The sequence below is a fragment of the Streptomyces sp. NPDC007164 genome (assembly GCF_040634135.1).
Taxonomy (GTDB): Bacteria; Actinomycetota; Actinomycetes; order Streptomycetales; family Streptomycetaceae; genus Streptomyces; species Streptomyces sanglieri.
The window spans coordinates 48,880-71,222 of record NZ_JBEYFB010000027.1 but is presented as its reverse complement, the minus strand read 5'-3'; the positions used below and the strand labels follow the sequence as shown (position 1 = coordinate 71,222).

22 protein-coding genes are annotated in these 22,343 nt (G+C 72.3%); 18 read left to right on the top strand and 4 right to left on the bottom strand.

What is annotated here, in order from left to right; all coding sequences use genetic code 11:
• The first annotated feature begins 39 nt into the window (after window positions 1-39).
• Complete coding sequence (locus tag ABZ622_RS27945) at window positions 40-1,134, top strand: ABC transporter permease (RefSeq protein WP_360547716.1); 1,095 nt, start codon at window positions 40-42, stop codon at window positions 1,132-1,134.
• Window positions 1,131-1,811 (top strand): ABC transporter ATP-binding protein, encoded by a 681-nt coding sequence (locus ABZ622_RS27940; RefSeq protein WP_360547714.1) that lies wholly within the window; start codon window positions 1,131-1,133, stop codon window positions 1,809-1,811. Before ABZ622_RS27945 ends, ABZ622_RS27940 begins: the two co-directional genes overlap by 4 nt.
• Before the next feature lie 60 nt (window positions 1,812-1,871).
• On the opposite strand, the gene ABZ622_RS27935 is transcribed toward ABZ622_RS27940, so the two are convergent.
• The gene (locus ABZ622_RS27935; RefSeq protein WP_124721361.1) at window positions 1,872-2,672 is read right to left on the bottom strand and encodes an IclR family transcriptional regulator; all 801 of its coding nucleotides are present in this window, start codon (window positions 2,670-2,672) and stop codon (window positions 1,872-1,874) included.
• A gap of 362 nt (window positions 2,673-3,034) precedes the next feature.
• Between ABZ622_RS27935 and allB the strand changes: the two genes are divergently transcribed.
• The 3 genes from allB (at window position 3,035) to ABZ622_RS27920 (ending at window position 5,918) form a co-directional block, all read left to right on the top strand.
• Window positions 3,035-4,378, top strand: a complete 1,344-nt coding sequence (gene allB / locus ABZ622_RS27930) for an allantoinase AllB (RefSeq protein WP_360547712.1) — start codon at window positions 3,035-3,037, stop codon at window positions 4,376-4,378.
• A gap of 2 nt (window positions 4,379-4,380) precedes the next feature.
• Window positions 4,381-5,496, top strand: a complete 1,116-nt coding sequence (gene alc / locus ABZ622_RS27925) for an allantoicase (protein ID WP_360547710.1) — start codon at window positions 4,381-4,383, stop codon at window positions 5,494-5,496.
• 92 nt (window positions 5,497-5,588) lie between these two features.
• Entirely contained in the window at window positions 5,589-5,918 is a 330-nt protein-coding gene (locus ABZ622_RS27920) for a putative quinol monooxygenase (RefSeq protein ID WP_360547708.1), read from the top strand.
• 31 nt (window positions 5,919-5,949) lie between these two features.
• On the opposite strand, the gene ABZ622_RS27915 is transcribed toward ABZ622_RS27920, so the two are convergent.
• Window positions 5,950-6,699, bottom strand: coding sequence for an SDR family oxidoreductase (locus ABZ622_RS27915; RefSeq protein ID WP_360547706.1), 750 nt, complete (start codon window positions 6,697-6,699; stop codon window positions 5,950-5,952).
• Window positions 6,700-6,907: 208 nt separating this feature from the next.
• Here ABZ622_RS27915 and ABZ622_RS27910 point away from each other — a divergent pair, with 208 nt between their 5' ends.
• The 5 genes from ABZ622_RS27910 (at window position 6,908) to ABZ622_RS27890 (ending at window position 11,871) form a co-directional block, all read left to right on the top strand.
• Window positions 6,908-7,531, top strand: coding sequence for a dihydrofolate reductase family protein (locus ABZ622_RS27910; protein WP_360547704.1), 624 nt, complete (start codon window positions 6,908-6,910; stop codon window positions 7,529-7,531).
• Window positions 7,532-7,575: 44 nt separating this feature from the next.
• Entirely contained in the window at window positions 7,576-8,499 is a 924-nt protein-coding gene (locus ABZ622_RS27905; protein ID WP_360547703.1) for a DMT family transporter, read from the top strand.
• Between the two features lie 119 nt (window positions 8,500-8,618).
• A complete protein-coding gene (locus ABZ622_RS27900) occupies window positions 8,619-9,836 on the top strand; it encodes a histidine kinase (RefSeq protein ID WP_360547701.1) in 1,218 nt (405 codons plus the stop codon).
• A gap of 61 nt (window positions 9,837-9,897) precedes the next feature.
• A complete protein-coding gene (locus ABZ622_RS27895; RefSeq protein WP_360547699.1) occupies window positions 9,898-10,611 on the top strand; it encodes a response regulator transcription factor in 714 nt (237 codons plus the stop codon).
• 63 nt (window positions 10,612-10,674) lie between these two features.
• Window positions 10,675-11,871, top strand: a complete 1,197-nt coding sequence (locus ABZ622_RS27890) for a cytochrome P450 (RefSeq protein ID WP_360547697.1) — start codon at window positions 10,675-10,677, stop codon at window positions 11,869-11,871.
• Window positions 11,872-11,925: 54 nt separating this feature from the next.
• Here ABZ622_RS27890 and ABZ622_RS27885 read toward each other — a convergent pair whose 3' ends face one another.
• Window positions 11,926-12,948 (bottom strand): Gfo/Idh/MocA family oxidoreductase, encoded by a 1,023-nt coding sequence (locus ABZ622_RS27885; protein ID WP_360547695.1) that lies wholly within the window; start codon window positions 12,946-12,948, stop codon window positions 11,926-11,928.
• A 145-nt stretch (window positions 12,949-13,093) separates the two neighbouring features.
• Between ABZ622_RS27885 and ABZ622_RS27880 the strand changes: the two genes are divergently transcribed.
• From ABZ622_RS27880 to ABZ622_RS27850, 7 genes are all read left to right on the top strand, one after another.
• Window positions 13,094-13,852, top strand: a complete 759-nt coding sequence (locus tag ABZ622_RS27880; RefSeq protein ID WP_360547693.1) for a GntR family transcriptional regulator — start codon at window positions 13,094-13,096, stop codon at window positions 13,850-13,852.
• Between the two features lie 93 nt (window positions 13,853-13,945).
• Complete coding sequence (locus tag ABZ622_RS27875) at window positions 13,946-14,950, top strand: sugar ABC transporter substrate-binding protein (RefSeq protein ID WP_360547691.1); 1,005 nt, start codon at window positions 13,946-13,948, stop codon at window positions 14,948-14,950.
• 194 nt (window positions 14,951-15,144) lie between these two features.
• Window positions 15,145-16,128 carry a sugar ABC transporter substrate-binding protein gene (locus tag ABZ622_RS27870; RefSeq protein WP_360547689.1) on the top strand — a complete coding sequence of 328 codons (984 nt, stop codon included), beginning with the start codon at window positions 15,145-15,147 and terminating at the stop codon, window positions 16,126-16,128.
• Window positions 16,125-17,177: an ABC transporter permease gene (locus ABZ622_RS27865; protein ID WP_360547687.1), complete on the top strand. Its 1,053-nt coding sequence runs from the start codon at window positions 16,125-16,127 to the stop codon at window positions 17,175-17,177. The genes ABZ622_RS27870 and ABZ622_RS27865 overlap by 4 nt, the downstream gene beginning before the upstream one ends.
• Window positions 17,174-18,034, top strand: coding sequence for an ATP-binding cassette domain-containing protein (locus tag ABZ622_RS27860; RefSeq protein WP_360547685.1), 861 nt, complete (start codon window positions 17,174-17,176; stop codon window positions 18,032-18,034). Before ABZ622_RS27865 ends, ABZ622_RS27860 begins: the two co-directional genes overlap by 4 nt.
• A 132-nt stretch (window positions 18,035-18,166) precedes the next feature.
• On the top strand, window positions 18,167-19,330 hold the full coding sequence (locus ABZ622_RS27855; RefSeq protein ID WP_360547683.1) for an ROK family glucokinase: 1,164 nt from the start codon (window positions 18,167-18,169) through the stop codon (window positions 19,328-19,330).
• A 14-nt stretch (window positions 19,331-19,344) separates the two neighbouring features.
• Window positions 19,345-19,935 carry a hypothetical protein gene (locus ABZ622_RS27850; protein WP_360547681.1) on the top strand — a complete coding sequence of 197 codons (591 nt, stop codon included), beginning with the start codon at window positions 19,345-19,347 and terminating at the stop codon, window positions 19,933-19,935.
• Between the two features lie 206 nt (window positions 19,936-20,141).
• On the opposite strand, the gene ABZ622_RS27845 is transcribed toward ABZ622_RS27850, so the two are convergent.
• On the bottom strand, window positions 20,142-20,804 hold the full coding sequence (locus ABZ622_RS27845; RefSeq protein WP_360547679.1) for a TetR family transcriptional regulator: 663 nt from the start codon (window positions 20,802-20,804) through the stop codon (window positions 20,142-20,144).
• 88 nt (window positions 20,805-20,892) lie between these two features.
• Between ABZ622_RS27845 and ABZ622_RS27840 the strand changes: the two genes are divergently transcribed.
• Window positions 20,893-22,323, top strand: a complete 1,431-nt coding sequence (locus ABZ622_RS27840) for a cytosine permease (protein WP_360547677.1) — start codon at window positions 20,893-20,895, stop codon at window positions 22,321-22,323.
• Window positions 22,324-22,343: the final 20 nt, after the last annotated feature.

Genomic DNA, 22,343 nt, shown 5'->3' with positions numbered 1-22,343 from the left:
AGCGATGTTTCCGGGCGTCCGGCGGCCGAGGCTGGGGGCATGTTCGTCGCATGGAGAGATCTCCGGTTCGCCAAGGGCCGGTTCGCGCTCATGGGCTCGGTCGTGGTGCTGATCACGCTGCTCGTGGGTCTGTTGTCCGGCCTCACCGCCGGCCTGGCCCGGGAGAACACCTCGGCCGTCACCGGGCTGAACGCCGACCACCTCGCGTTCGCCGCCCCGCCCGACGGCCGGTCCGTGTCCTTCACCGACTCGGTCGTGAAGGAGGACGCCTGGCGGAGCTGGGCGAAGCGGCCCGGGGTGAGCGGCGCGGAGCCGCTCGGCATCCGCACGCTCAACGCCGTCGCGGACCGGGGGGAGCGCACGGCCGCCGTGTCGGCGTTCGGGATCGAGCCGGACGGGGGCCTGGCGCCCACCGGCGGAGCCCCGGTCGGCGCGGGGAAGGTGGTGCTGTCCCGGCAGGCCGCCGACGACCTGGCGGCGGGGGCCGGTGACCGGCTGCGGCTCGGCGCCACCGAGGTCACCGTCGCCGCCGTGGCGGGGGACGCCTCGTACAGCCACACGCCGGTCGTGTGGACCTCGCTCGACGACTGGCAGCGGTTCGGAGCGGACGGTACGGGCCCGGCCCGGCACGCCACGGTGATCGCCCTGACCACCACCGGCGGCGCCGACCTCGCCGCGGGCGACGAGGCGACCGGCACCAGCACGCTCACCCTCGACGGCTCCCTCACCGCCATCGGCTCCTACCAGGCCGAGAACGGCTCGCTCCAGCTGATGCGCGGCTTCCTCTTCGCCATCTCCGCCCTGGTCATCGGCGCTTTCTTCACCGTCTGGACGATCCAGCGCAGCGGCGACGTCGCCGTCCTCAAGGCGCTCGGTGCCTCCACCCGGTACCTGCTGCGCGACGCGCTCGGGCAGGCCGTCGTGATGCTCGCCGTCGGGACGGGCGCGGGCACCGCGCTGGCCTCCGGCATCGGCGCCCTGATCAGCGGCGGGGCCGTGCCGTTCGTCCTGGACGCGGCGACCGTCCTGGTCCCGGCGGCCGTCATGATCGTCCTCGGTGCCCTCGGGGCGGCCCTGTCCATCCGGCGGATCACCGCCGTCGACCCGCTCACCGCACTCGGGAGTGCCCGATGACCCTCACCCTCGCCGACGTCAGCCTCACCTACCCCGACGGCGACGGCCGGCTCACCGCCCTCGACCGGATCTCGCTGGACGTACCTGCGGGCTCGCTCACCGCGGTCGTGGGACCGTCCGGCTCCGGCAAGTCCAGCCTGCTCGCGGTGGCCGCGACCCTGGTCACCCCGGACAGCGGCCGGGTGGCCGTCGCCGGTACGGAGACCGCCGGCCTCGGCCGAAAGGAGCAGGCGCGGCTGCGCCGGGAGCGCATCGGCATCGTCTTCCAGCAGCCCAATCTGCTGCCGTCGCTCACGGCGGCCGAACAGCTCCAGGTGATGGCCCATCTCTCGGGCGGCGCCGTGCGCGCGGCCCGCGGCCGGGCGCTGGAACTGCTGGACGCGGTCGGCCTGGCGGACCAGGCCGGACGCAGGCCCCACCAGCTGTCGGGCGGGCAGCGGCAGCGGATCAACATCGCGCGGGCCCTGATGAACGACCCTGCGGTGCTGCTGGTCGACGAACCGACCAGCGCGCTCGACCACGAGCGGGGCGCCGCGGTGCTCGACCTGCTGCTCGCGCTGACCCGGGAGCGGTCGACGGCGACGGTGCTGGTCACCCACGACCTGGCCCATCTGGACCGGGTGGACCGCACGGTCCGGATGGACGACGGCCGCCTGACGGTGCCGGAACCGGTCTGAGAACCGGTGGAGGGGGTGGCCCGCGGCCACCCCCTCCACCGCGTCGCGCTCCGGGACGCCTCAGCCGGTGGAACCGCTGCTCGCCAGCGCGTCGGAGAGTTCCTCGGCGGCCTGCTGGAGGATCGGCACGATCCGCTCCGTCGCCGCGTCCGTCACCCGTCCCGCCGGGCCGGAGATCGAGATCGCGGCCGAGGTGGGCGAGTTCGGTACGGAGACCGCCAGGCAGCGCACCCCGATCTCCTGCTCGTTGTCGTCGACCGCGTAGCCGACCCGGCGGACCTGCTCCAGCGCGTCGAGGAAGCCGTCGGGGGTGGTGATCGTCTTCTCGGTGGCGGCCGGCATCCCGGTACGGGCGAGCAGCGCCCGTACCTCCTCCGGCGGCGTGTGCGCCAGCAGCGCCTTGCCGACCCCGGTGGAGTGGGGGAGCACCCGGCGGCCCACCTCGGTGAACATCCGCATCGAGTGCTTGGACGGCACCTGCGCGACGTAGACGATCTCGTCGCCGTCGAGCAGCGCCATGTTCGCGGTCTCGCCGGTCTCCTCGACCAGGCGCGCGAGATACGGGCGGGCCCAGGTGCCCAGCAGCCGGGACGCGGACTCGCCGAGCCGGATCAGCCGGGGGCCCAGCGCGTAGCGCCGGTTGGGCTGCTGGCGTACGTATCCGCACAGCACCAGCGTGCGCATCAGGCGGTGAATGGTGGGCAGCGGCAGCCCGCTGCTCGCGGAGAGTTCGCTCAGCCCGACCTCACCCCCCGCGTCCGCCATCCGCTCCAGCAGATCGAAGGCACGCTCAAGGGACTGCACACCACCGCTGGGGGCGGCGGGCTTGGAGTCGGATGTGCTGGCGTGGGACGGCGGCACGTCAACGGTCCTTTCGAGGCGGAAGAGCTGGTGCCCCGCCCGGCGAGGCACCCAGCAGCCTACCGGGCGGTTCCCGATCGGCCCACTGCTCGGGGTACGGCGTCCTGGCCGGTCAGAGCCCGTTTGTCCCGGTGTCGGCAGTCGGCGGGGCGGATCTCCGGGCCGGTACTGGTCCCATGTTACGTTCCGCTCTCCGAAATGAGTCTTTTACTTTGTGGAAATCTCCAGTTGTGGCCCCGGGGTGGCCCGACGGTCGCCGGGCGAGGAAAGTGGGGTCTTGACGGGCCCGGATCCCAAGTGAAGACTCCTTCAACAGTTCGTTGAATTCATCGGCGTTCGAAAGTCCGAAGTGAGGAGCACGGGTGTCCGGTGCGGACGTGGAACTGGTACTGCGCTCGACGCGGGTGGTCACCCCGGACGGGACGCGCCCCGCAGCGGTCGCCGTCGTCGACGGGAGAATCGACGCCGTCCTGCCCTACGGCGCCGAGCTGCCGGCCGGCGCCCGGCTGGAGGACTTCGGCGACGATGTCCTGCTGCCCGGAATCGTCGACTCCCACGTCCATGTGAACGACCCGGGCCGCACGGAGTGGGAAGGCTTCTGGACCGCCACCCGCGCGGCGGCGGCCGGCGGCATCACCACCCTGCTCGACATGCCGCTCAACTCCCTCCCGCCGACCACCACCGTCGGCCACCTGCGCACCAAGCGGCAGGTGGCCGCCCCCAAGGCGCACATCGACACCGGCTTCTGGGGCGGCGCGATCCCGTCCAACGTCAAGGACCTGCGTCCGCTGTACGAGGCCGGGGTGTTCGGCTTCAAGTGCTTCCTCTCTCCCTCCGGCGTCGAGGAGTTCCCGGAGCTCGACCAGGAGCAGCTGGCCCGGTCCATGGCGGAGATCGCCGGCTTCGGCGGGCTGCTGATCGTGCACGCCGAGGACCCGCACCACCTGGCCGACGCCCCGCAGCACGGCGGACCCGCGTACGCCGACTTCCTCGCCTCCCGGCCGCGCGACGCCGAGAACACCGCGATCGAGGGGCTCATCGCGCACGCCAGGCGGCTGAACGCCCGCGTCCACGTCCTGCACCTGTCCTCCGGTGACGCCCTGCCGATGATCGCCGCCGCCAGACGCGAGGGTGTCCGGGTCACCGTGGAATCCTGCCCGCACTTCCTGACCCTCACCGCCGAGGAGGTCCCGGACGGCGCGACGGAGTTCAAGTGCTGCCCGCCGATCCGTGAGGCGGCCAACCAGGACGCGCTGTGGGAGGGGCTGGCCGACGGGACGATCGACTGCATCGTCTCCGACCACTCGCCGTGCACCACCGACCTCAAGACGCCGGACTTCGCAACCGCCTGGGGCGGGATCTCCTCACTCCAGCTGGGGCTGCCCGCCATCTGGACCGAGGCCCGCAGGCGCGGCCACTCGCTCGACGACGTCGCCCGCTGGATGTCGGCCGCCCCCGCCGAACTGGCCGGACTGACCCGCAAGGGCGCCATCGAGGCCGGCCGGGACGCGGACTTCGCGGTGCTCGCCCCGGACGACACGTTCACCGTCGACCCCGCCGGACTGTTCCACCGCAACCGGGTCACCGCCTACGCCGGCAAGACCCTGCACGGCGTCGTGAGGTCGACCTGGCTGCGCGGCGTACGGATAGCCGCCGACGGCACCGTCGGCGAACCCACCGGCCGCCTCCTCGAAAGGAGCCACTGACCATGACGGCGACAGCCCGCTTCACCGGTGACGCGAACCCGTACGGCGGCGGCGACCCGTACGCCGACTACCGCACCTGCGACTTCCCCTTCACCGACCTCGTCGACCTCGCCGACCGGCGGCTCGGCGCGGGCGTGATCGCCGCCAACGACGAGTTCTTCGCCGAGCGCGAGAACCTGCTCCGGCCGGAGCCCGCCGAGTTCGACCCCGAGCGCTTCGGCCACAAGGGCAAGATCATGGACGGCTGGGAGACCCGGCGCCGCCGGGGTGCGAGCGCGGACGTGCCGCACCCCGCCGACGAGGACCACGACTGGGCGCTGGTACGCCTCGGGGTGCCCGGAGTCGTCCGCGGCATCGTCGTCGACACCGCGCACTTCCGGGGCAACTACCCGCAGGCGGTCTCCGTCGAGGCGGCCTGTGTGCCCGGTTCCCCGTCGCCCGGCGAACTGCTCGCGCCCGAGGTGAAGTGGACGACGCTCGTCCCCCGTACGGCCGTCGGCGGGCACGCGGCCAACGGCTTCGTCGTCGGGGCCGGGCTGCGCGTCACCCATCTGCGGCTCAACCAGCACCCCGACGGCGGGACAGCCCGCCTCCGGGTGTACGGCGAGGTCACCCCCGACCCGGACTGGCTGGCCGCCCTCGGCACCTTCGACCTGGTGGCCCTGGAGAACGGCGGCACGGTGGAGGACGCCTCCGACCGCTTCTACTCCCCGGCCACCAACACCATCCAGCCCGGCCGGTCCCGCAAGATGGACGACGGCTGGGAGACCCGGCGCCGGCGCGACAGGGGCAACGACTGGATCCGCTACCGGCTCGTCGAGCAGTCGGAGATCCGCGCCGTCGAGATCGACACCGCGTACCTGAAGGGCAACTCGGCGGGCTGGGCGAGCCTCTTCGCCCGCGACGGCGGGAGCGGCGAGTGGACCGAGGTGCTGCCCCGGACCCGGCTGCAGCCCGACACCAACCACCGTTTCGTCCTGCCGGAGGCGGTCTCGGCCACGCACGTCCGGATCGACATCTTCCCGGACGGCGGGATCTCCCGGCTCCGGCTCTTCGGTTCTCCCACCGAGCAGGGCGCCGCACGACTGGCCGCCCGCCACCGCGAGCTGGGCGGGTAGCCCGGCGCCGGACGGGCCGGTGTCCGGTCCGTCCGACGCCGTCCGGGTGTGCCCGGCGCGTCCGCGTCCGGGGCATATGCGACTCTGGACGCATGATCTTCATCGCCGTCAAATTCACCGTCCGCAGCGAAGAGCGGGACAACTGGCTCCCGGCCGTCGAGCCCTTCACGCTGGCCACCCGGCAGGAGCCGGGCAATGTGTTCTTCGAGTGGTCGTACAGCGTGGAGAACCCCGACCAGTTCATCCTGCTGGAGGCCTTCGTCGACCCCGAGGCCGGTGCCGCCCATGTGAAGTCCGAGCACTTCGCGGCGGCCATGGACCTGATGGCGGACCTGGTCGCCGAGACCCCCGAGATCATCAACGTGGAGGTGCCCGGCGAGGGGTGGTCCCGGATGGCGGAGGTCACCCCGCGCTCGCGGTGAGACCTCCGCACCCCTTCCGGCACGGCCCCGGTCAGGCCGCGTGGCCGCCGTCCACCACCACCTCCGTACCGGTGATGTACGCCGCCTCGTTGCCGGCCAAGTAGGCGACGAGGGAAGCGACTTCGTCCGTGGTGCCGAAGCGGTCCAGGGCGGTCGCCGAGCGCTGGCCGGCGGCGAAGGGGCCGTCGGCCGGGTTGAGGTCCGTGTCGACCGGACCGGGCTGCACCAGATTGACCGTGATGCCGCGCGGGCCGAGCTCACGGGCGAGCGGCTTGGTGAGACCGGCCAGCGCCGACTTGCTCATCGCGTAGAGGGTGGAGCCGGGGCCGCCCGCGTGCCGGCTCAGGGCCGTACCGATGGAGACGATGCGGCCACCGCGCTCCATCAGCCCCGCCGCCGCGCGGCAGGCCAGGAACACCGCCCGCACGTTCACCGCCAGTACCCGGTCCACATCGGCCGGGGTGAGGGTGCCGATGGGGCCGAGGACGCCGATCCCCGCGTTGTTGACCAGGATGTCCAGCCGGCCGAGCGCCTCCGCGGCGCCGGCCACGGCCGCCGGGACCGCTTCGGGGTCGGCCGAGTCCACGCGCAGGGCGATGCCCCGTCGGCCGTACGAGCGGATCTTCGCCACGACCTCGTGGGCGGCCGCCTCGTCCTGTACGTACGTCAGTGCCACGTCGACGCCCTCCCGGGCGAGCCGCAGGGCCGTCGCGGCGCCGATGCCGCGGCTGCCCCCGGTGACGAGCGCGGTGCGGGTCGTGCCGGTGATGGTGCTGGTCATGATGGGTCCTTCGTCGGTCGGTGGTGTCCGGGGCGGGTGCCCCGACACGGACCAGCAAAGTCGTCGCGCCCGGCCGTCACCGGCGGGAATCGGACCCCTGCGTGAGGCGCCCTCCCCACCGGCCGTCCGGCGCGCGCCGATGAGTTCCGGGTGGCAGCGGGGTCTCAGGAGAAAGACCATCGTTGGACCGGAACACAGGAGACGGACCATGGCCAAGCTGACTCTCACCACCTTCCTGTCGCTCGACGGCGTCATGCAGGCGCCGGGCGGGCCCGACGAGGACCGCAGCGGCGGCTTCGAGTACGGCGGCTGGACCGTGCCGTTCGCGGACGAGGGCATGCGGCAGTTCATCGACGAGCAGTTCGACCGGTCGGCGGCCTTCCTCCTGGGCCGCCGCACCTACGACATCTTCGTCGCGTACTGGCCCAGGGTGACCGACCCCGGGCACCGGATCGCCGGCAGCCTCAACGCCCGCCCCAAGTACGTCGTCTCGACCACCCTGCAATCGCCCCAGTGGCACAACACGACCGTGATCTCCACGGACGTCGCCGGGGAGGTCGCCCGCCTCAAGGAGCGGACGGAGGGCGGCGAGCTCCAGATCCACGGCAGCGGCACGCTCGCCCGGTCGCTGATGGCGCACGGCCTGATCGACGAGTACAACCTCCTCGTCTACCCGGTGGTGCTGGGCCGGGGACACCGGCTCTTCCCGGAGGGCGGGCAGCCGGCCGCCTTCGAGCGGACCGGGGCGCGGGAGACCCGGAGCGGAATCTCGGTCCACACCTACCGGCCCGCCGGCCCGGCCGAGTTCGGTAGCTTCCCCCCGGAGAACTGAGCAGGCCAGGACGCCCGGAAGCGGTGCTCCGGAAGGGGTGCCAGGTGTCCTCGATCGCCGCACCCACCCTCGCCCCGTCCCGCCGCGCCTGGCTCACCGATCTGCCCGTGCTGCTCGTCGCGGTCGTCCGGGGTTCGAGCTACCTGGCGGCCAAGGGCATCACCACCACCCAGACCGTCCTCGCCGTGCTCGTGCTGCGGTTCGCCGTCGTACTGCCCGTGCTGGCCGTCGCCGGACGGCGCAGGCTGCGGGCGCTCAGCGCGGCGCAGTGGCGGGGGGCCGGCCTGCTGGGGCTCGTCCTCAGCGCGATCTTCCTCGTGGAGACGTACGGCGTCGTGCACACCTCGGCGACCAACGCGGGGCTCATCATCAGCCTCACGATGATCTTCACGCCGCTCGCCGAGGCCGCAGTGGCACGTGTCCGGCCGCCCCGCGCCTTCCTCGCCGCCGCCGCGCTCCCGGTCGCCGGAGTGGTGCTGCTGACCCAGGGCGGCGGATTCACCAGCCCCTCGGCCGGCGATCTGCTGGTGCTGGTGGCCGCACTCGCCCCTACCGTGCACGTGCTGCTGATGGCCCGCATCACGTCGGTGCGGGGCGCCGACTCGCTGTCGCTGACCACGGTCCAGCTCGGCAGCGCCGTCCCCGTCTTCGCCCTGCTCTCGGCCGTTCCCGGCACCGGCGAGGCGCCGTGGACGGTGGCCGCCGGATTCGGTGTCCGGGAATGGGGCGGGCTGCTCTTCCTCTCCGTCTTCTGCACGCTCTTCGCCTTCTTCGTGCAGATGTGGTCGGTGCGCCGCACCTCGCCGTCCCGGGTCGGTCTGCTGCTCGGCACGGAGCCGCTGTGGGCCGCGGCCGTGGGCATCGCGATCGGCGGCGAGCGGCTCGGCGTCCCCGGCGCGGTGGGCGCGGTGCTCGTCCTGGCCGGCACCGCCCGGGGCCGCCGCGCGGTTGCCCCGGCCGCCTCCTGAGCCGGCCGGCGGCCACCGCCCCCGCGCCGCCCGTCCGAAAGTCTCGTCTTTCGCGACTTTGGTCGCCGCTCACCTCCGCACGGCCGGGATCACCCGCCCGACCTCGGTAGTTTTGTGGCATGACCCGTACGGAATACCGCTGGCTGCTGCCCTCGGCGATGGCCGACCCCGAGCTGCCCGGCGACCGGCGCGGCCGCTCACGACGCACCGTGCGGGACTGGGCCGTCGACGTCACCGCCTTCCTCTGCGCGGCCCTGGTCGGCATGCTCGCGGCCGCCACGATCGAGGCCGATGGCACCACCCCCGACGGCGTCCTGTTCGCCGACATCGTGATCGGCGCCCTGGCCTGCTGTGCCCTGTGGGTGCGGCGGCGGTGGCCGCTGGGCGTCGCGGTGGGCCTGGTCCTGGTCGCCGCGGTCGAGCCGGTCGCGGCGGGGGCCATACTCGTCGCGCTGTTCGGGGTGGCCGTGCACCGCCCGTTCAGGCCCGTGGCGGCCGTCGGGGCACTCACGCTGGCACTCGCCCCCGTACAGCCGTATCTGCGCCCCGAACCGGACACCTCGTTCGTCGAGGCCACGGTCATCGGGGCACTGCTGCCCCTGCTGGTGATCAGCTGGGGCATGGCCGTACGGTCCAGGCGGCAGCTCGTCGTCACCCTGCGCGAGCGGGCCCAGCGGGCCGAGACCGAGGCCGGGCTCCGCGCCGAACAGGCGCAGCGGCTCGCCCGCGAGGCCATCGCCCGCGAGATGCACGACGTCCTCGCCCACCGGCTGACCCTGCTCAGCGTCCACGCCGGCGCCCTCGAATTCCGCCCCGACGCACCGACGGCCGAAGTGGCCCGCGCGGCCGGGGTCATCCGGGACAGCGCGCACGAGGCCCTCCAGGACCTCCGCGAGATCATCGGGGTCCTGCGCAGCCCCGGGGAGAGCGACGGCGACCGGCCGCAGCCCACCCTCGCCACGCTGGACTCACTGGTCGACGAGTCCCGGCTGGCCGGCATGAAGGTCACCCTCGACAACCGCGTCGGCGACCCCGGCGCGGCCCCGGCCGCCACCGGCCGCACCGTCTACCGCATCGCCCAGGAGGGCCTGACCAACGCCCGCAAGCACGCACCCGGCACCGAGGTCACCGTCACGGTCACCGGCGCCCCGGGCGAGGGGCTCACCGTCGAGGTGCGCAATCCGGCGCCCACCGAACCCTTCGAGCGGGTCCCCGGCTCCGGCCAGGGGCTCATCGGCCTCACGGAACGCGCCACCCTGGCCGGGGGCAGCCTCGACCACGGGCCGGAACCGGACGGCGGATTCCGGGTCCGTGCCGTGCTGCCCTGGCCGGCCTGACCGCCGTGGGCACCCGGGGCCCCGGCGCGGCCGGATTCCGGGCCTGGCTACGGTGGTCGCCATGACCACCCCGCAGCCCGTCCGGCTGATCATCGTCGACGACGACCCGCTCGTACGCGCCGGACTCAACCTCATGCTCGGCGGCGCCGACGACATCGACATCGTGGGGGAGGGGGCGGACGGCACGGAGGTCGCCGGACTCGTCGACCGGCTGCGCCCCGACGTGGTGCTGATGGACATCCGGATGCCGGGCATGGACGGACTGACCGCGACCGAGTCGCTGCGCACCCGGCCCGACGCCCCGGAGATCATCGTCCTGACGACGTTCCACGCCGACGAACAGGTGTTGCGGGCCATCCGTGCCGGAGCGGCCGGTTTCGTACTGAAGGACACCCCGCCGGCGCAGATCGTCGACGCGGTACGACGGGTGGCGGCCGGCGATCCGGTGCTGTCGCCCGCGGTGACGCGTCAGCTGATGGCCCGCGCTGCCGGGACCGGGCCCCGCACCGGCCGTGACGACCGGGCCGACCGCGCCGAGCGGGCACGGGCGCGGGTCGCCGCACTCGCCGAGCGGGAACGCGAGGTCGCGATCGCCGTGGCACGCGGCCGTTCCAACGCCGAGATCGCCGCCGCGCTCTACCTCAGCGTGGCGACCGTGAAGACCCAGGTGTCCCGGATCCTGGCCAGGTTCGGCTTCAACAACCGTGTCCAGATCGCGCTGTTGGTGCATGACGCGGGCCTGCTCGACGATGACGGCACGGAGCGGGCGACATAGGGTGAACCGGTCGGCCCGCAGCGATCCGGCCGAGCGGGCCGTCAGACCGGGAGGGGCGATCCCATGTCCGATGCCAGTGGCCGTGCCGAGGCCGATGTCGATCTGAGCGACATCGCGGACTTCACCGCGAACCCGTATCCGTACTACGAGAAGCTGCGCGCCGCGGGCCCGGTGCACACCGTCCGCACCGACGAGTTCGAGCGCGTCTGGCTGGTGGTGGGGTACGACGAGGCCCGCGCCACCCTCGCCGACCCGCGGTTCGCCAAGGACTGGCGGGGCCTGCCGGGCGCACCCACCGAGAGCGACCCCATCTTCCTCAACATGCTGGAGCTGGACGCACCCCACCACACCCGGCTGCGCAAGCTCGTCGCCCGGGAGTTCACGGCCCGCCGGGTCGAGGCGCTGCGCCCTCGCGTCCAGCAGATCACCGACGGACTCCTCGACGCGATGGTGCCCGCCGGCCGAGCCGATCTCGTCGACGCGCTGGCGCTCCCGCTGCCGATGACCGTCATCTGTGAACTGATCGGGGTACCGGACCTGGACCGCGGCGCCTTCCGCGGACTGTCGAACGGCGTCATCACCCCGGCCTCGCCGCTCCAGGAGATGGAGGCGGTCCGCGCCATGAGCGAGTACCTGCGCGAACTCATCGAGGACAAGCGGTGCTCGCCCGGCGACGACCTGATGAGCGCGCTGGTCCGCACGCGCGACGAGGAAGGGGACCGGCTGTCGCCCGACGAACTGGTGGGGATGGCCTTCCTGCTGCTCGTCGCGGGCCACGAGACCACGGTCAACCTGATCGCCAACGGGGTACGGGCACTGCTCGACCACCCCGGCCAACTGGCCGCCCTCCGCGACGACCCGGAGCTGACCGGCGGTGCCGTCGAGGAGATGCTGCGCTACGACGGGCCGGTGGAGACCGCCACATTCCGCTATCCCCGCGAACAGGTCGAGATCGGACGACAGGTCGTACCGGCGGGCGCACCGGTCCTGGTCTCCCTGGCCGGCGCCGACCGGGACCGGGCCCGCTATCCGCAACCGGACACCTTCGACATCCGCCGCGACGCCCGGGGCCACCTGGCCTTCGGGCACGGCGCCCACTTCTGCGTGGGCGCGCCGTTGGCCCGGATGGAGGGCCGGATCGCGATCCGTACGCTGCTGGAGCGCTGCCCCTCCCTGGCGCCGGACGCGGAGGCGGGGGAACTGGACTGGATTCCCGGGATGCTGATCCGCGGGGTGCGTGGACTGCCCGTCCGCTGGTGAGCCGAGGCGCCCCGGACCGAGGGGACTTGACCCGGAGACGGGGGCGGCGGGGTCCTACGCGGAGGGCCCCGCCGCGCCGTCGGCGATCTCCGCGACCGTCACCGGGCGCCGCTCCCGGCGGGAGACCTCGCACGCCTCCGCGATCAGCAGCGCGGACAACGCCTCCCGGCCGTCGCACGGATTGGGCCGCTCGCCCCGCACCACCCCTACGAACGTGTCCAGTTCGGCCTCGTACGCCGGAGCGAACCGCTCCAGGAAACCGGGCCAGGGCGAGGAAGGGGCCGGGGGGCCCTGCGGTTCGGCCGAGGTGACCGGTGTGCGGCTGTCCAGGCCGACCGTGATCTGGTCCAGCTCGCCCGCCAGCTCCATCCGTACGTCGTAACCGGCGCCGTTGCAGCGGGTGGCCGCCGCCGTGGCCAGGGTGCCGTCGTCCAGGGTCAGCAGCACCGCCGCCGTGTCCACGTCGCTGGCCGCCCGGAACATCCCGGGCCCGGCGTCCGACCCGGCGGCGTACACCTCCGTCACCTCACGGCCCGTCACCCACCGCAGCATGTCGAAGTCATGGACCAGACAGTCCCGGTACAGCCCCCCGGAGAGCGGCAGATACGCGGCGGGCGGCGGGGCGGGGTCCATCGTCACCGCCCGCACGGTGTGCAGCCGGCCCAGCGCACCGGCCCGCACGGCGGCCCGCGCCGCCCGGTAACCCGCGTCGAACCTGCGCATGAAGCCCAGCTGGAGCAGGCTCCCGGCCCGGTCGACCTCGCGCAGCGCGCCCAGTGTCCCCGGCAGGCCCAGCGCGATCGGCTTCTCGCAGAACGCCGGGAGCCCGGCCCGCGCCGCCCGGCCGATCAGCTCCGCGTGGGCCGAGGTGGCCGAGGCGATCACCACCGCGTCCACCCCCGCGCCGAACACCTCGGCCGCGCCCGGGACCGCCGTCGCGCCGACGCGCTCGGCGACCTTTGCCGCCCGCGCCCCGTCGGTGTCCGTCACCACCAGGGCGTCCACCTCGGGATGGCGGGCCAGCACGCCCGCGTGGAAGGAACCGATCCGGCCGGTGCCGATGAGTCCGATACGCATGGACCCAACGTGCCGCCCACCGGCTGCGCTGTCAACCATATGTCCTGACAAGGTGTCCCTTGTTCGTTGGTCATGCTGTCCGGACAACAGGACGACCGGACGACCGGACTTCCGGAGTTTCTGACGTGAGGGATACCCTCCACGCGTGCCCAAACCCACCACCGACCCGGCCGCGCTCGAACTCGGCGTGGACCGCTCCAGCCCGATCCCGCTCTACTTCCAGCTCGCCCAGCAGCTGGAGGCCGCCATCGAGCGGGGCCGGCTCGTCCCCGGCAGCCTCCTCGGCAACGAGATCGAACTGGCGGCACGTCTCGGCCTGTCCCGGCCCACGGTCCGCCAGGCCATCCAGTCGCTGGTCGACAAGGGGCTGATGGTGCGTCGCCGCGGCGTCGGCACCCAGGTGGTGCACAGCAGGGTCAGGCGCCCGCTCGAACTGAGCAGCCTCTACGACGACCTGGAGGCCGCGGGCGGGCACCCCACGACCCGGGTCCTGCGCAACACCGTCGAACCCGCCGACCCGGCGGTGGCCGAAGCCCTCGGGGTCGCCGAGGGCACCGACGTACACCTCGTCGAGCGGCTGCGGTACGCGCACGGCGAGCCGCTGGCACTCCTGCGCAACCACCTGCCGCCCGGGATCGTCGACCTGGACACCGCGCGGCTGGAGGCCACCGGCCTGTACCGGCTGATGCGCGGCGCCGGGATCACCCTGCACAGCGCCCGCCAGACCGTCGGCGCCCGGCTCGCCACCGCCGACGAGGGGGCCGGGCTCGCCGAGGCGGCTGGGGCCGCCCTGCTGACGATGGAACGCACCACCTTCGACGACACCGGGCGGGCGGTCGAGTTCGGCTCCCACATCTACCGGGCCTCCCGCTACACCTTCGACTTCCAGCTGCTCGTACGGTGACGAGGGCCGTCCGGCCCCGTTGACGCCGCGTACGACCACCGCTAGAACTCCTCCAGCCGCACTCGGGCGGCCGGGAGAGAAGGCGGACCCACCATGCGTACCTCTCGCAAGGCAGCAACCCTGATCACCGTCGCGGCCCTCGGTATCGGGCTCGCCGTCACCGGCTGCAGCGGCTCCGGCGGCCGGAGCGCCGAGGAGAAGCCCGCGGGAGGCGGCGCCGGCGCGGCCGCCGGGACTCCCCGGATGAAGGTCGCAATGGTTACGCACTCGGGGGAGGGCGACACCTTCTGGGACATCGTGCAGAGCGGAGCGGAACAGGCGGCGGCCAAGGACAACGCCGAGTTCCTCTACTCCGCGAACAAGGAGGGCAAGGAACAGGCCCAGCTGGTGCAGGCCGCCATCGACCAGAAGGTCGACGGGCTGATCGTCACCCTCGCCAAGCCGGAGGCCGTCAAGGATGTCGTCGCCAAGGCCGTGAAGGCCGGCATACCCGTGGTGACCATCAACTCGGGCGCGCAGTTCTCCGCGGAGATCGGCGCGCTCGGGCACATCGGGCAGGACGAGAGGGTCGCGGGCGAGGCCGTCGGCGACGCACTCGACGCACGGGGCCGCAGGAAGGCCCTCTGCGTCATCCACGAGCAGGGCAACGTATCGCTGGAGGAACGCTGCGCCGGGGTACGCAAGACCTTCGGCGGCGAGGTCGAGAACCTGAACGTCGAGGGCACCAACATGCCGGCCGCCAGCTCCTCGATCGAGGCGAAGCTCCAGGCCGGCAAGGACATCGACGCGGTCGTCACCCTCGGCGCCCCCTTCGCGGCCGCCTCCGTCAAGGCCAAGGAGGGCTCCGGCAGCACGGCCGAGGTCGACACCTTCGATCTGAACGCCGAGGTCGTCGAACGGCTGAAGGCCCGGGAGGTCGGCTTCGCCGTCGACCAGCAGCCCTACCTCCAGGGCTATCTCGCCGTCGACGAACTGTGGCTGAACCGCACCAACGGCAACGTCGTCGGCGGCGGGAAACCGGTGCTCACCGGCCCGGCGATCGTCACCGCGAAGGACGTGCCGCAGCTGGAGAAGTACACCGCGCGCGGTACCCGGTGAACCTTCCGCGCGCCGCATCGCCCACCCGGCGCCGACACACGCGTCCCGCCCCTGCCGGGCGGTGCCGGCGACCGCTCGGGGATACTTGGCCAGCCGGGCCGGGAGGACACCATCCCCGGCCCCTCCAAGCAGCACAGCGAGCAGCACAAGAAGGGCACGGCGTCGTGGCAAGGGTTCGGACAGGGGTACGTGCGATGGGCGCCGTGCTTGCGGCGGTGCTCGGGGCTTCCCTCGTGGGATGCAGCAGCACCGGTGGCAAGCGGGCGGAGGAGCGCGCGGCCCGGGCCGCCGCCGAGGGCCGGGCCGCGGTGGACACACCCCGCTGGACCTTCGCGATGGTCACCCACTCGGGCGACGGCGACACCTTCTGGGACATCGTCCAGCGGGGCGCCGAGCAGGCGGCCGTCAAGGACAACATCAAGTTCCTGTACTCGCACAACGACGAGGCGCAGCAGCAGGCCCAGCTGGTGCAGGCCGCCATCGACCAGAAGGTCGACGGGCTGATTGTCACCCTCGCCAAGCCCGACGCGATGAAGGACGTCGTGACCAAGGCCACCAGGGCCGGAATCCCGGTGATCACGGTGAATTCGGGCTCCGCGGAGTCCAAGCGGTTCGGCGCCCTCACCCACATCGGCCAGGACGAGTCCATCGCGGGCGAGGCGGTCGGCGAGGAGCTCAACGCACGGGGCCGCAAGAAGGCGCTCTGCATCCTGCACGAACAGGGCAACGTCGGCCACGAGCAGCGCTGCGCCGGAGCGGGGAAGTCCTTCGACGGGCAGATGCAGAATCTGTACGTCGAGGGCACCAACATGCCCGATGTCCAGGCGTCCATCGAGGCGAAGCTCCAGGCCGACAAGAACATCGACGCGGTCGTCACGCTCGGCGCGCCGTTCGCGGACGCCGCCGTCAAGGCGAAGAAGACCGCGGGCAGCAAGGCCGAGATCGACACCTTCGACCTGAACGCCAAGGTCGCCACCGCCCTGATGGACAAGACCCTCGGCTTCGCGGTCGACCAGCAGCCCTATCTCCAGGGGTACGAGGCGGTCGACCTGCTCTGGCTCTACCGCTACAACGGCAATGTGCTCGGCGGTGGACGCCCGGTCCTCACCGGCCCGCAGATCATCACCTCCAAGGACGCCGCCGAACTCGCCCAGTACACGAAGCGGGGGACCCGATGAGCACGGTTGCCGGACCGTCCGCCCCGCCCGGGGCCGACGAGCGGCTGATGCGCACCTCACCGCTGCGCAGGCTGCTCGGCCGCCCCGAGCTCGGCTCGGTGGTCGGTGCCGCGGCCGTCTTCATCTTCTTCTCGGTCGTCGCCGACAGCTTCCTGCGCGCCTCCAGCCTCGGCACCGTGCTGTACGCGGCCTCGACGATCGGGATCATGGCCGCGCCGGTGGCGCTGCTGATGATCGGCGGCGAGTTCGACCTCTCCGCCGGTGTGCTGGTCACCAGCTCCGCGCTGGTCTCGTCGATGTTCAGCTACCAGATGACCGCCAACGTCTGGGTCGGCGTCTTCGTGTCGCTGCTGGTCACCCTGGCCGTCGGGGCGTTCAACGGCTTCATGCTGACCCGGACCAAACTGCCGAGCTTCATCATCACGCTCGGTACGTTCCTGATGCTGACCGGCCTCAATCTGGGCTTCACCAAGCTGATCAGCGGCACCGTGTCCACCAAGGCCATCGGCGACATGGAGGGCTTCGACTCGGCCCGCAAGGTCTTCGCCTCGCAGTGGACGATCGGCGGCGTCGAGTTCAAGGTCACCATCCTGTGGTGGGCGGTCCTCGTCGCGATCGCCACCTGGATTCTGCTCCGTACCCGCTTCGGCAACTGGATCTTCGCGGTCGGCGGCGAGGCCGACGCGGCCCGCGCGGTCGGCGTACCGGTGATCCGTACCAAGATCGGGCTCTACCTCGGGGTCGGCTTCGCCGCCTGGGTCTCCGGCCAGCACCTGCTGTTCTCCTTCGACGTGGTGCAGTCCGGCGAGGGCGTCGGCAACGAGCTGATCTACATCATCGCGGCCGTCATCGGCGGCTGTCTGATCACCGGCGGCTACGGCTCCGCGATCGGCTCCGCGGTCGGCGCCTTCATCTTCGGCATGACCAGCAAGGGCATCGTGTACGCGGAGTGGAACCCGGACTGGTTCAAGTTCTTCCTCGGAGCCATGCTGCTCCTGGCCACCCTGCTCAACGCATGGGTACGCAAGCGCGCGGAGGCGACGAAATGACGGCCCCCAAGGCACCGGCCGACCGGGAGGCGCCCCACCGGGCGCTCGTCGAGCTGGACCACGTCAGCAAGTTCTACGGCAACATCAAGGCCCTGACGGACGTCTCGCTGGAGGTCCACGCGGGCGAGATCTCCTGCGTGCTCGGCGACAACGGCGCCGGCAAGTCCACCCTGATCAAGATCATCGCGGGGCTGCACCGGCACGACGCCGGGACCTTCCTCGTCGACGGCGAGGAGACCACCCTCGCCAACCCGCGCGACGCCCTGGACCGCGGCATCGCCACGGTCTACCAGGACCTGGCCGTCGTCCCCCTGATGCCGGTCTGGCGCAACTTCTTCCTCGGCTCCGAGCCGACCACCGGCGCCGGTCCCTTCAAGCGCCTCGACGTCCGGCTGATGCGCGAGACGACCCGCTCCGAGCTGCTGCGCATGGGCATCGACCTGCGTGATGTCGACCAGCCGATCGGCACCCTCTCCGGCGGCGAGCGCCAGTGCGTCGCCATCGCGCGGGCCGTCTACTTCGGCGCCAAGGTCCTGGTCCTGGACGAGCCCACCGCCGCGCTCGGGGTCAAGCAGTCCGGGGTGGTGCTCAAGTACGTCGCGGCCGCCCGCGACGCGGGTCTCGGCGTGGTCCTCATCACGCACAACCCGCACCACGCGTATCTCGTCGGGGACCGTTTCGTCCTGCTGAAGCGGGGCGCCATGTCCGGCAGCCACACCAAGGAGTCCATCACCCTGGACGAACTGACCCGTCAGATGGCGGGCGGCAGTGAGCTGGAGGAGCTCAGCCACGAGCTGGAGCGGGCCCCCGCGCCGACGCATCTCGGCGGCCACCCGGCCCCCGGCAAGCACGAGTAGCCCCCCGCGGGTACCGGCCCCGTACCCAGCGGTCCGCCAGCCCCGGTGCCCCGGCAGTGGCAGAATCGAGCCCGACGGGCGCAGTCCGCCGCCGGGAGCACCGCCCCGGCTTCCCCAGACCCCGCAGGGACGATGAGCACGTACCGCGACTTCACACACCGCGGCTCCGCCCGCGCCACCGTCCTTCGGACGGTGGGCACCCGGGAGCGGCGCTCGCACCTCACGGCACCGCGGGTGCCCACCGTCGGCATCGACATCGGCGGTACGAAGGTGATGGCGGGCGTCGTCGACGCCGACGGCAACATCCTGGAGCAGCTGCGCACCGAGACGCCGGACAAGTCCAAGAGCCCCAGGGTCGTCGAGGACACCATCGTCGAGCTGGTCCTGGACCTCTCCGACCGGCACGATGTGCACGCCGTCGGCATCGGTGCGGCCGGCTGGGTCGACGCGGACCGCTCCAAGGTGCTCTTCGCCCCGCACCTCGCCTGGCGCGACGAGCCGCTGCGCGACGCCCTCGCCTCCCGCCTCGTCGTCCCCGTCATGGTCGACAACGACGCCAACACCGCCGCCTGGGCGGAGTGGCGGTTCGGCGCGGGCCGCGGCGAGGACCACCTCGTCATGATCACGCTCGGTACCGGCATCGGCGGCGCGATCCTGGAGGACGGCCAGGTCAAGCGCGGCAAGTACGGCGTCGCCGGTGAGTTCGGCCACATGCAGGTGGTGCCCGGCGGGCACCGCTGTCCCTGCGGGAACCGCGGCTGCTGGGAGCAGTACAGCTCCGGCAACGCACTGGTGCGGGAGGCCAAGGAGCTGGCCGCCGCGGACTCCCCGGTGGCGCACGGGATCATCGAGCGGGTCAACGGCAACATCCCCGACATCACCGGGCCCCTCATCACCGAACTGGCCCGCGAGGGCGACGCGATGTGCGTCGAGCTGCTCCAGGACATCGGCCAGTGGCTCGGCGTCGGCATCGCCAATCTGGCCGCCGCGCTCGACCCCTCCTGCTTCGTCATCGGGGGCGGCGTCAGCGCCGCCGACGACCTGCTCATCGGCCCGGCCCGGGACGCCTTCAAACGCCATCTCACCGGCCGCGGCTACCGTCCCGAGGCCCGGATCGCCAAGGCCCAGCTCGGCCCGGAGGCGGGTATGGTCGGCGCGGCCGACCTCGCCCGGCTGGTGGCCCGCAGATTCCGCCGTGCCAACCGCCGCCGGGTCGAGCGGTACGAGCGTTACGCCCAGATCTACGACCAGGCCGCGAGCACCATCCGTAATACGCGCAACACCCGCACCTCCTAGGGATCCCCAGACACATGACCGCAGCCGAGCACCCCGTCCTGCCGCGTCAGTCCACGCCGCCCGACGACGGCCGGCCGCCGCAGGACCGGCGCCGGCTGGTCCGCCGCCGACTGATCACGGCGACCATCATCGTGCTGCTCATCGGCATCCCGGCCGGCTATCTGCTGATCTCGGCCGGGCAGAGCCGCCGCGCAGGCCAGAACAAGGAGGCCGAGGCCTCCGCGCAGGGGCTCCGGGAGGGCTGGCCGTCCCGGCTGCAGCGCCGGATCTTCGAGCTGCCGATGCCCGGCAACTCCCTGGGCGTGCAGTACTACGAGACCAACAACTGGAAGGCCAGCCGACTGTACGTGGAGTTCCGCACCACGTCCGCCGGGCTCGACCGCTTCCTCGGCCGGATGGGCAGCGGCCGCTCCGACCTGGAGCCCGGCAAAGTGACCATAGGCGACCGCGACCAGAAGGTCTCGGGCTGGAAGTTCGGCCCCGGGGCCGAGTGGGCGGGGACCACGCACACCAACAAGGACCCGCGGCCCATCCAGGACATCATGGTGAACATGACCGACCCCATGAACCCCGTCGTGTACGTCGTCTCCGCGGCGACCCCCTGAGCGGCAGAGCGATCCCGGCGCGCCCTGCGAACGCCTCGGCGCGCCGTTGAACCACGAGGTCGACGCCGTCGAACCGCGCCGTTGAACCACGAGGTCGACGCCGTCGAACCGCGTCGTTGACCCGCGTGATCGACGCCGTCGAACCGCGTCGCCGGCGTGACCGACGCCGTCGAACCGCGTCGCCGAGTCGCCGCCGCTGAGCCGCGTCACCGGGCGGCGGCGACCGTCCCGGCCGGTCGTGCGCGGGCGCGCAGCGTCCCCGGCGCCAGGCCGAGCCGGGCCTCGGCCGTCTCGATGGCCACGTCGCCGTAGTCCGGGCCGTCCTGCGGCGCGTCGTCGTTCGCGTACGCCCCCAGCCCGTCGACCGTGATGAGGATGTGCAGGGCCGCCCTGACCTCGTCGTCGGTCGTGAACTCTCCGGCCCGGACGCCCTTGCCGACCAGGGCGACCACCTCGGCGCGCGTCTGCGACTCCTGCGCGCCCACGGCCTCGCGCAGCGCGTCCTTGAACCTGCTGAGGTGCCGCGCGTTGAGCCACAGGCGGCTCAGGTCCCGGTAGCCGCCGTCCGTCAGGCGTACCAGGAAACGCGCCAGCCGCTCCACGGGCGGCAGGTCCTCCTCGTCCGGCGGCAGCAGCGACCCGCGCTCCGTCGTGGCCGCGAACGCGAACGCCTCGCCCAGCAGATGGTCCGCGACCGGGAAGTAGTGGCCGATCAGGCCCGGCCGGACGCCCAGGGAGTCGGCGACGCGGCGCAGCGTGATCCGCTCCAGTCCCTCCTCCAGTCCGATGCGGGCGGCGGTCCGCACGATCTCCGCACGACGCTGCTCGGGCAGCTTCCTGGATTGCTTCGGCCGAGGTCTTGACGTCATGGAACAAAGGCTATTGGATCGGTGACCAATAAGTTGTTGGCCATGTGCCCAATAAAGGCAGCGTCGCCTGGACATCCGAGAGGCCTCGATGACGACACAACCCACCACCGCCGCAGGAGCCCTCGACGGGCAAGGCTCCGAGCGCTCGGGGCAGCTGGAAACCCGCGGGATCGACCTGATCCCCGCCGACGAGCGCGGCGGTCGCCCACGACAGCTCTTCGCGGTCTGGGCAGCGCCGAACGTCAGCTATCTCAGCCTCGTCGTCGGCGCCACGCTGATCCTGATGGGGCTCACGCTCCCGCAGGCCATCGGCATCATCCTGGCCGGGAACCTGCTGTGGATCTGTACGGGCGTCATCGCGGCCGCCGGTCCGGCGGCCGGCACCAGTGGGTCGGTCATCTCGCGCGCGTTCCACGGCGTCATCGGCAACAAGTTCGTGCTCGTCCTGACCGGCTGGCTCATCGCCGCGGCCTATCTCGCCCTGAACTGGTCGGCCGCCTCGGTCGCGGGCATCGGACTGGCCGCCCGGCTGGGTCTGCCGGACAACGCGGCCGTCCACGCGACCGTCATCGTCCTCATCGCCGCGGCCACGCTGCTGATCGCCATCTACGGATACGCGACGATCGTCCGCCTCTACACCGCACTCAGCATCCTGCTGACCGTCGTGTTCATCGTGGTCACGGGCTATGTGCTCGCCGCCACCGACTGGTCCTACGCCCCGGCGGAGCCCCTGAGGGGCGGCGCCCTCACCGCCGCGATCGGCATCGGCTTCGCCATCATCGCCTCCACGCCGCTCTCGTACAGCAACAGCCCCGACCTGGCCCGCTACCTGCCGCGCGACAGCAGCCCGGCCGCCATCGCCGGCTGGACGGCGCTCGGCGCGTACGTGCCCAGCGTCCTGTTCACCACGGTCGGCGCCCTCGCCGCCACCACCCTTGACATGACCGACCCGCAGGCCGCGCTGGAGGGCATCCTGCCGGGCTGGTTCGTCCCCGTCTTCGTCATCGCGGTCGTCGTCAACACCATGGCGAACAACGGTATGACGGCCTACAGCGCCGGCCTGTCCATCCAGTCGGTCGGTGTCCGCCTCGCGCGCATCCCCGCGGTCCTGACCATCGGCATCCTCGGCGCGGCCATGACGCTGTACGCGATCCTCGTCTGGGACTTCCTGACCAGCGTCAACACCATGCTCCAGCTCGTGGTCGTGGTGACCGGCCCGGCCATGGCGGTGGCGGTGACCGACCTCGTCATGCGACGCAACCGCTACAACGGGGCGGACCTGCTGGAACAGGAGCGCGGCGGGCCGTTCTGGTACCACCGCGGCGTCCACTGGTCCGGCATCCTCGCGCTGGTCTCGGGCGGCGTCACCTCCCTGATGTGGGTGAACACGAGCTTCTGGACCGGCCCGCTGGCCCACGCCATGGGCGATGTCGATCTGTCCATTCCGGCCGGCATGGCCGTCGCCTCCGCCGTCTACTGGGCCGCCGCCCGCATCCTGCGGACCGTGCCCCGTCCCTGACGGGCCCGACGCCGCACCCC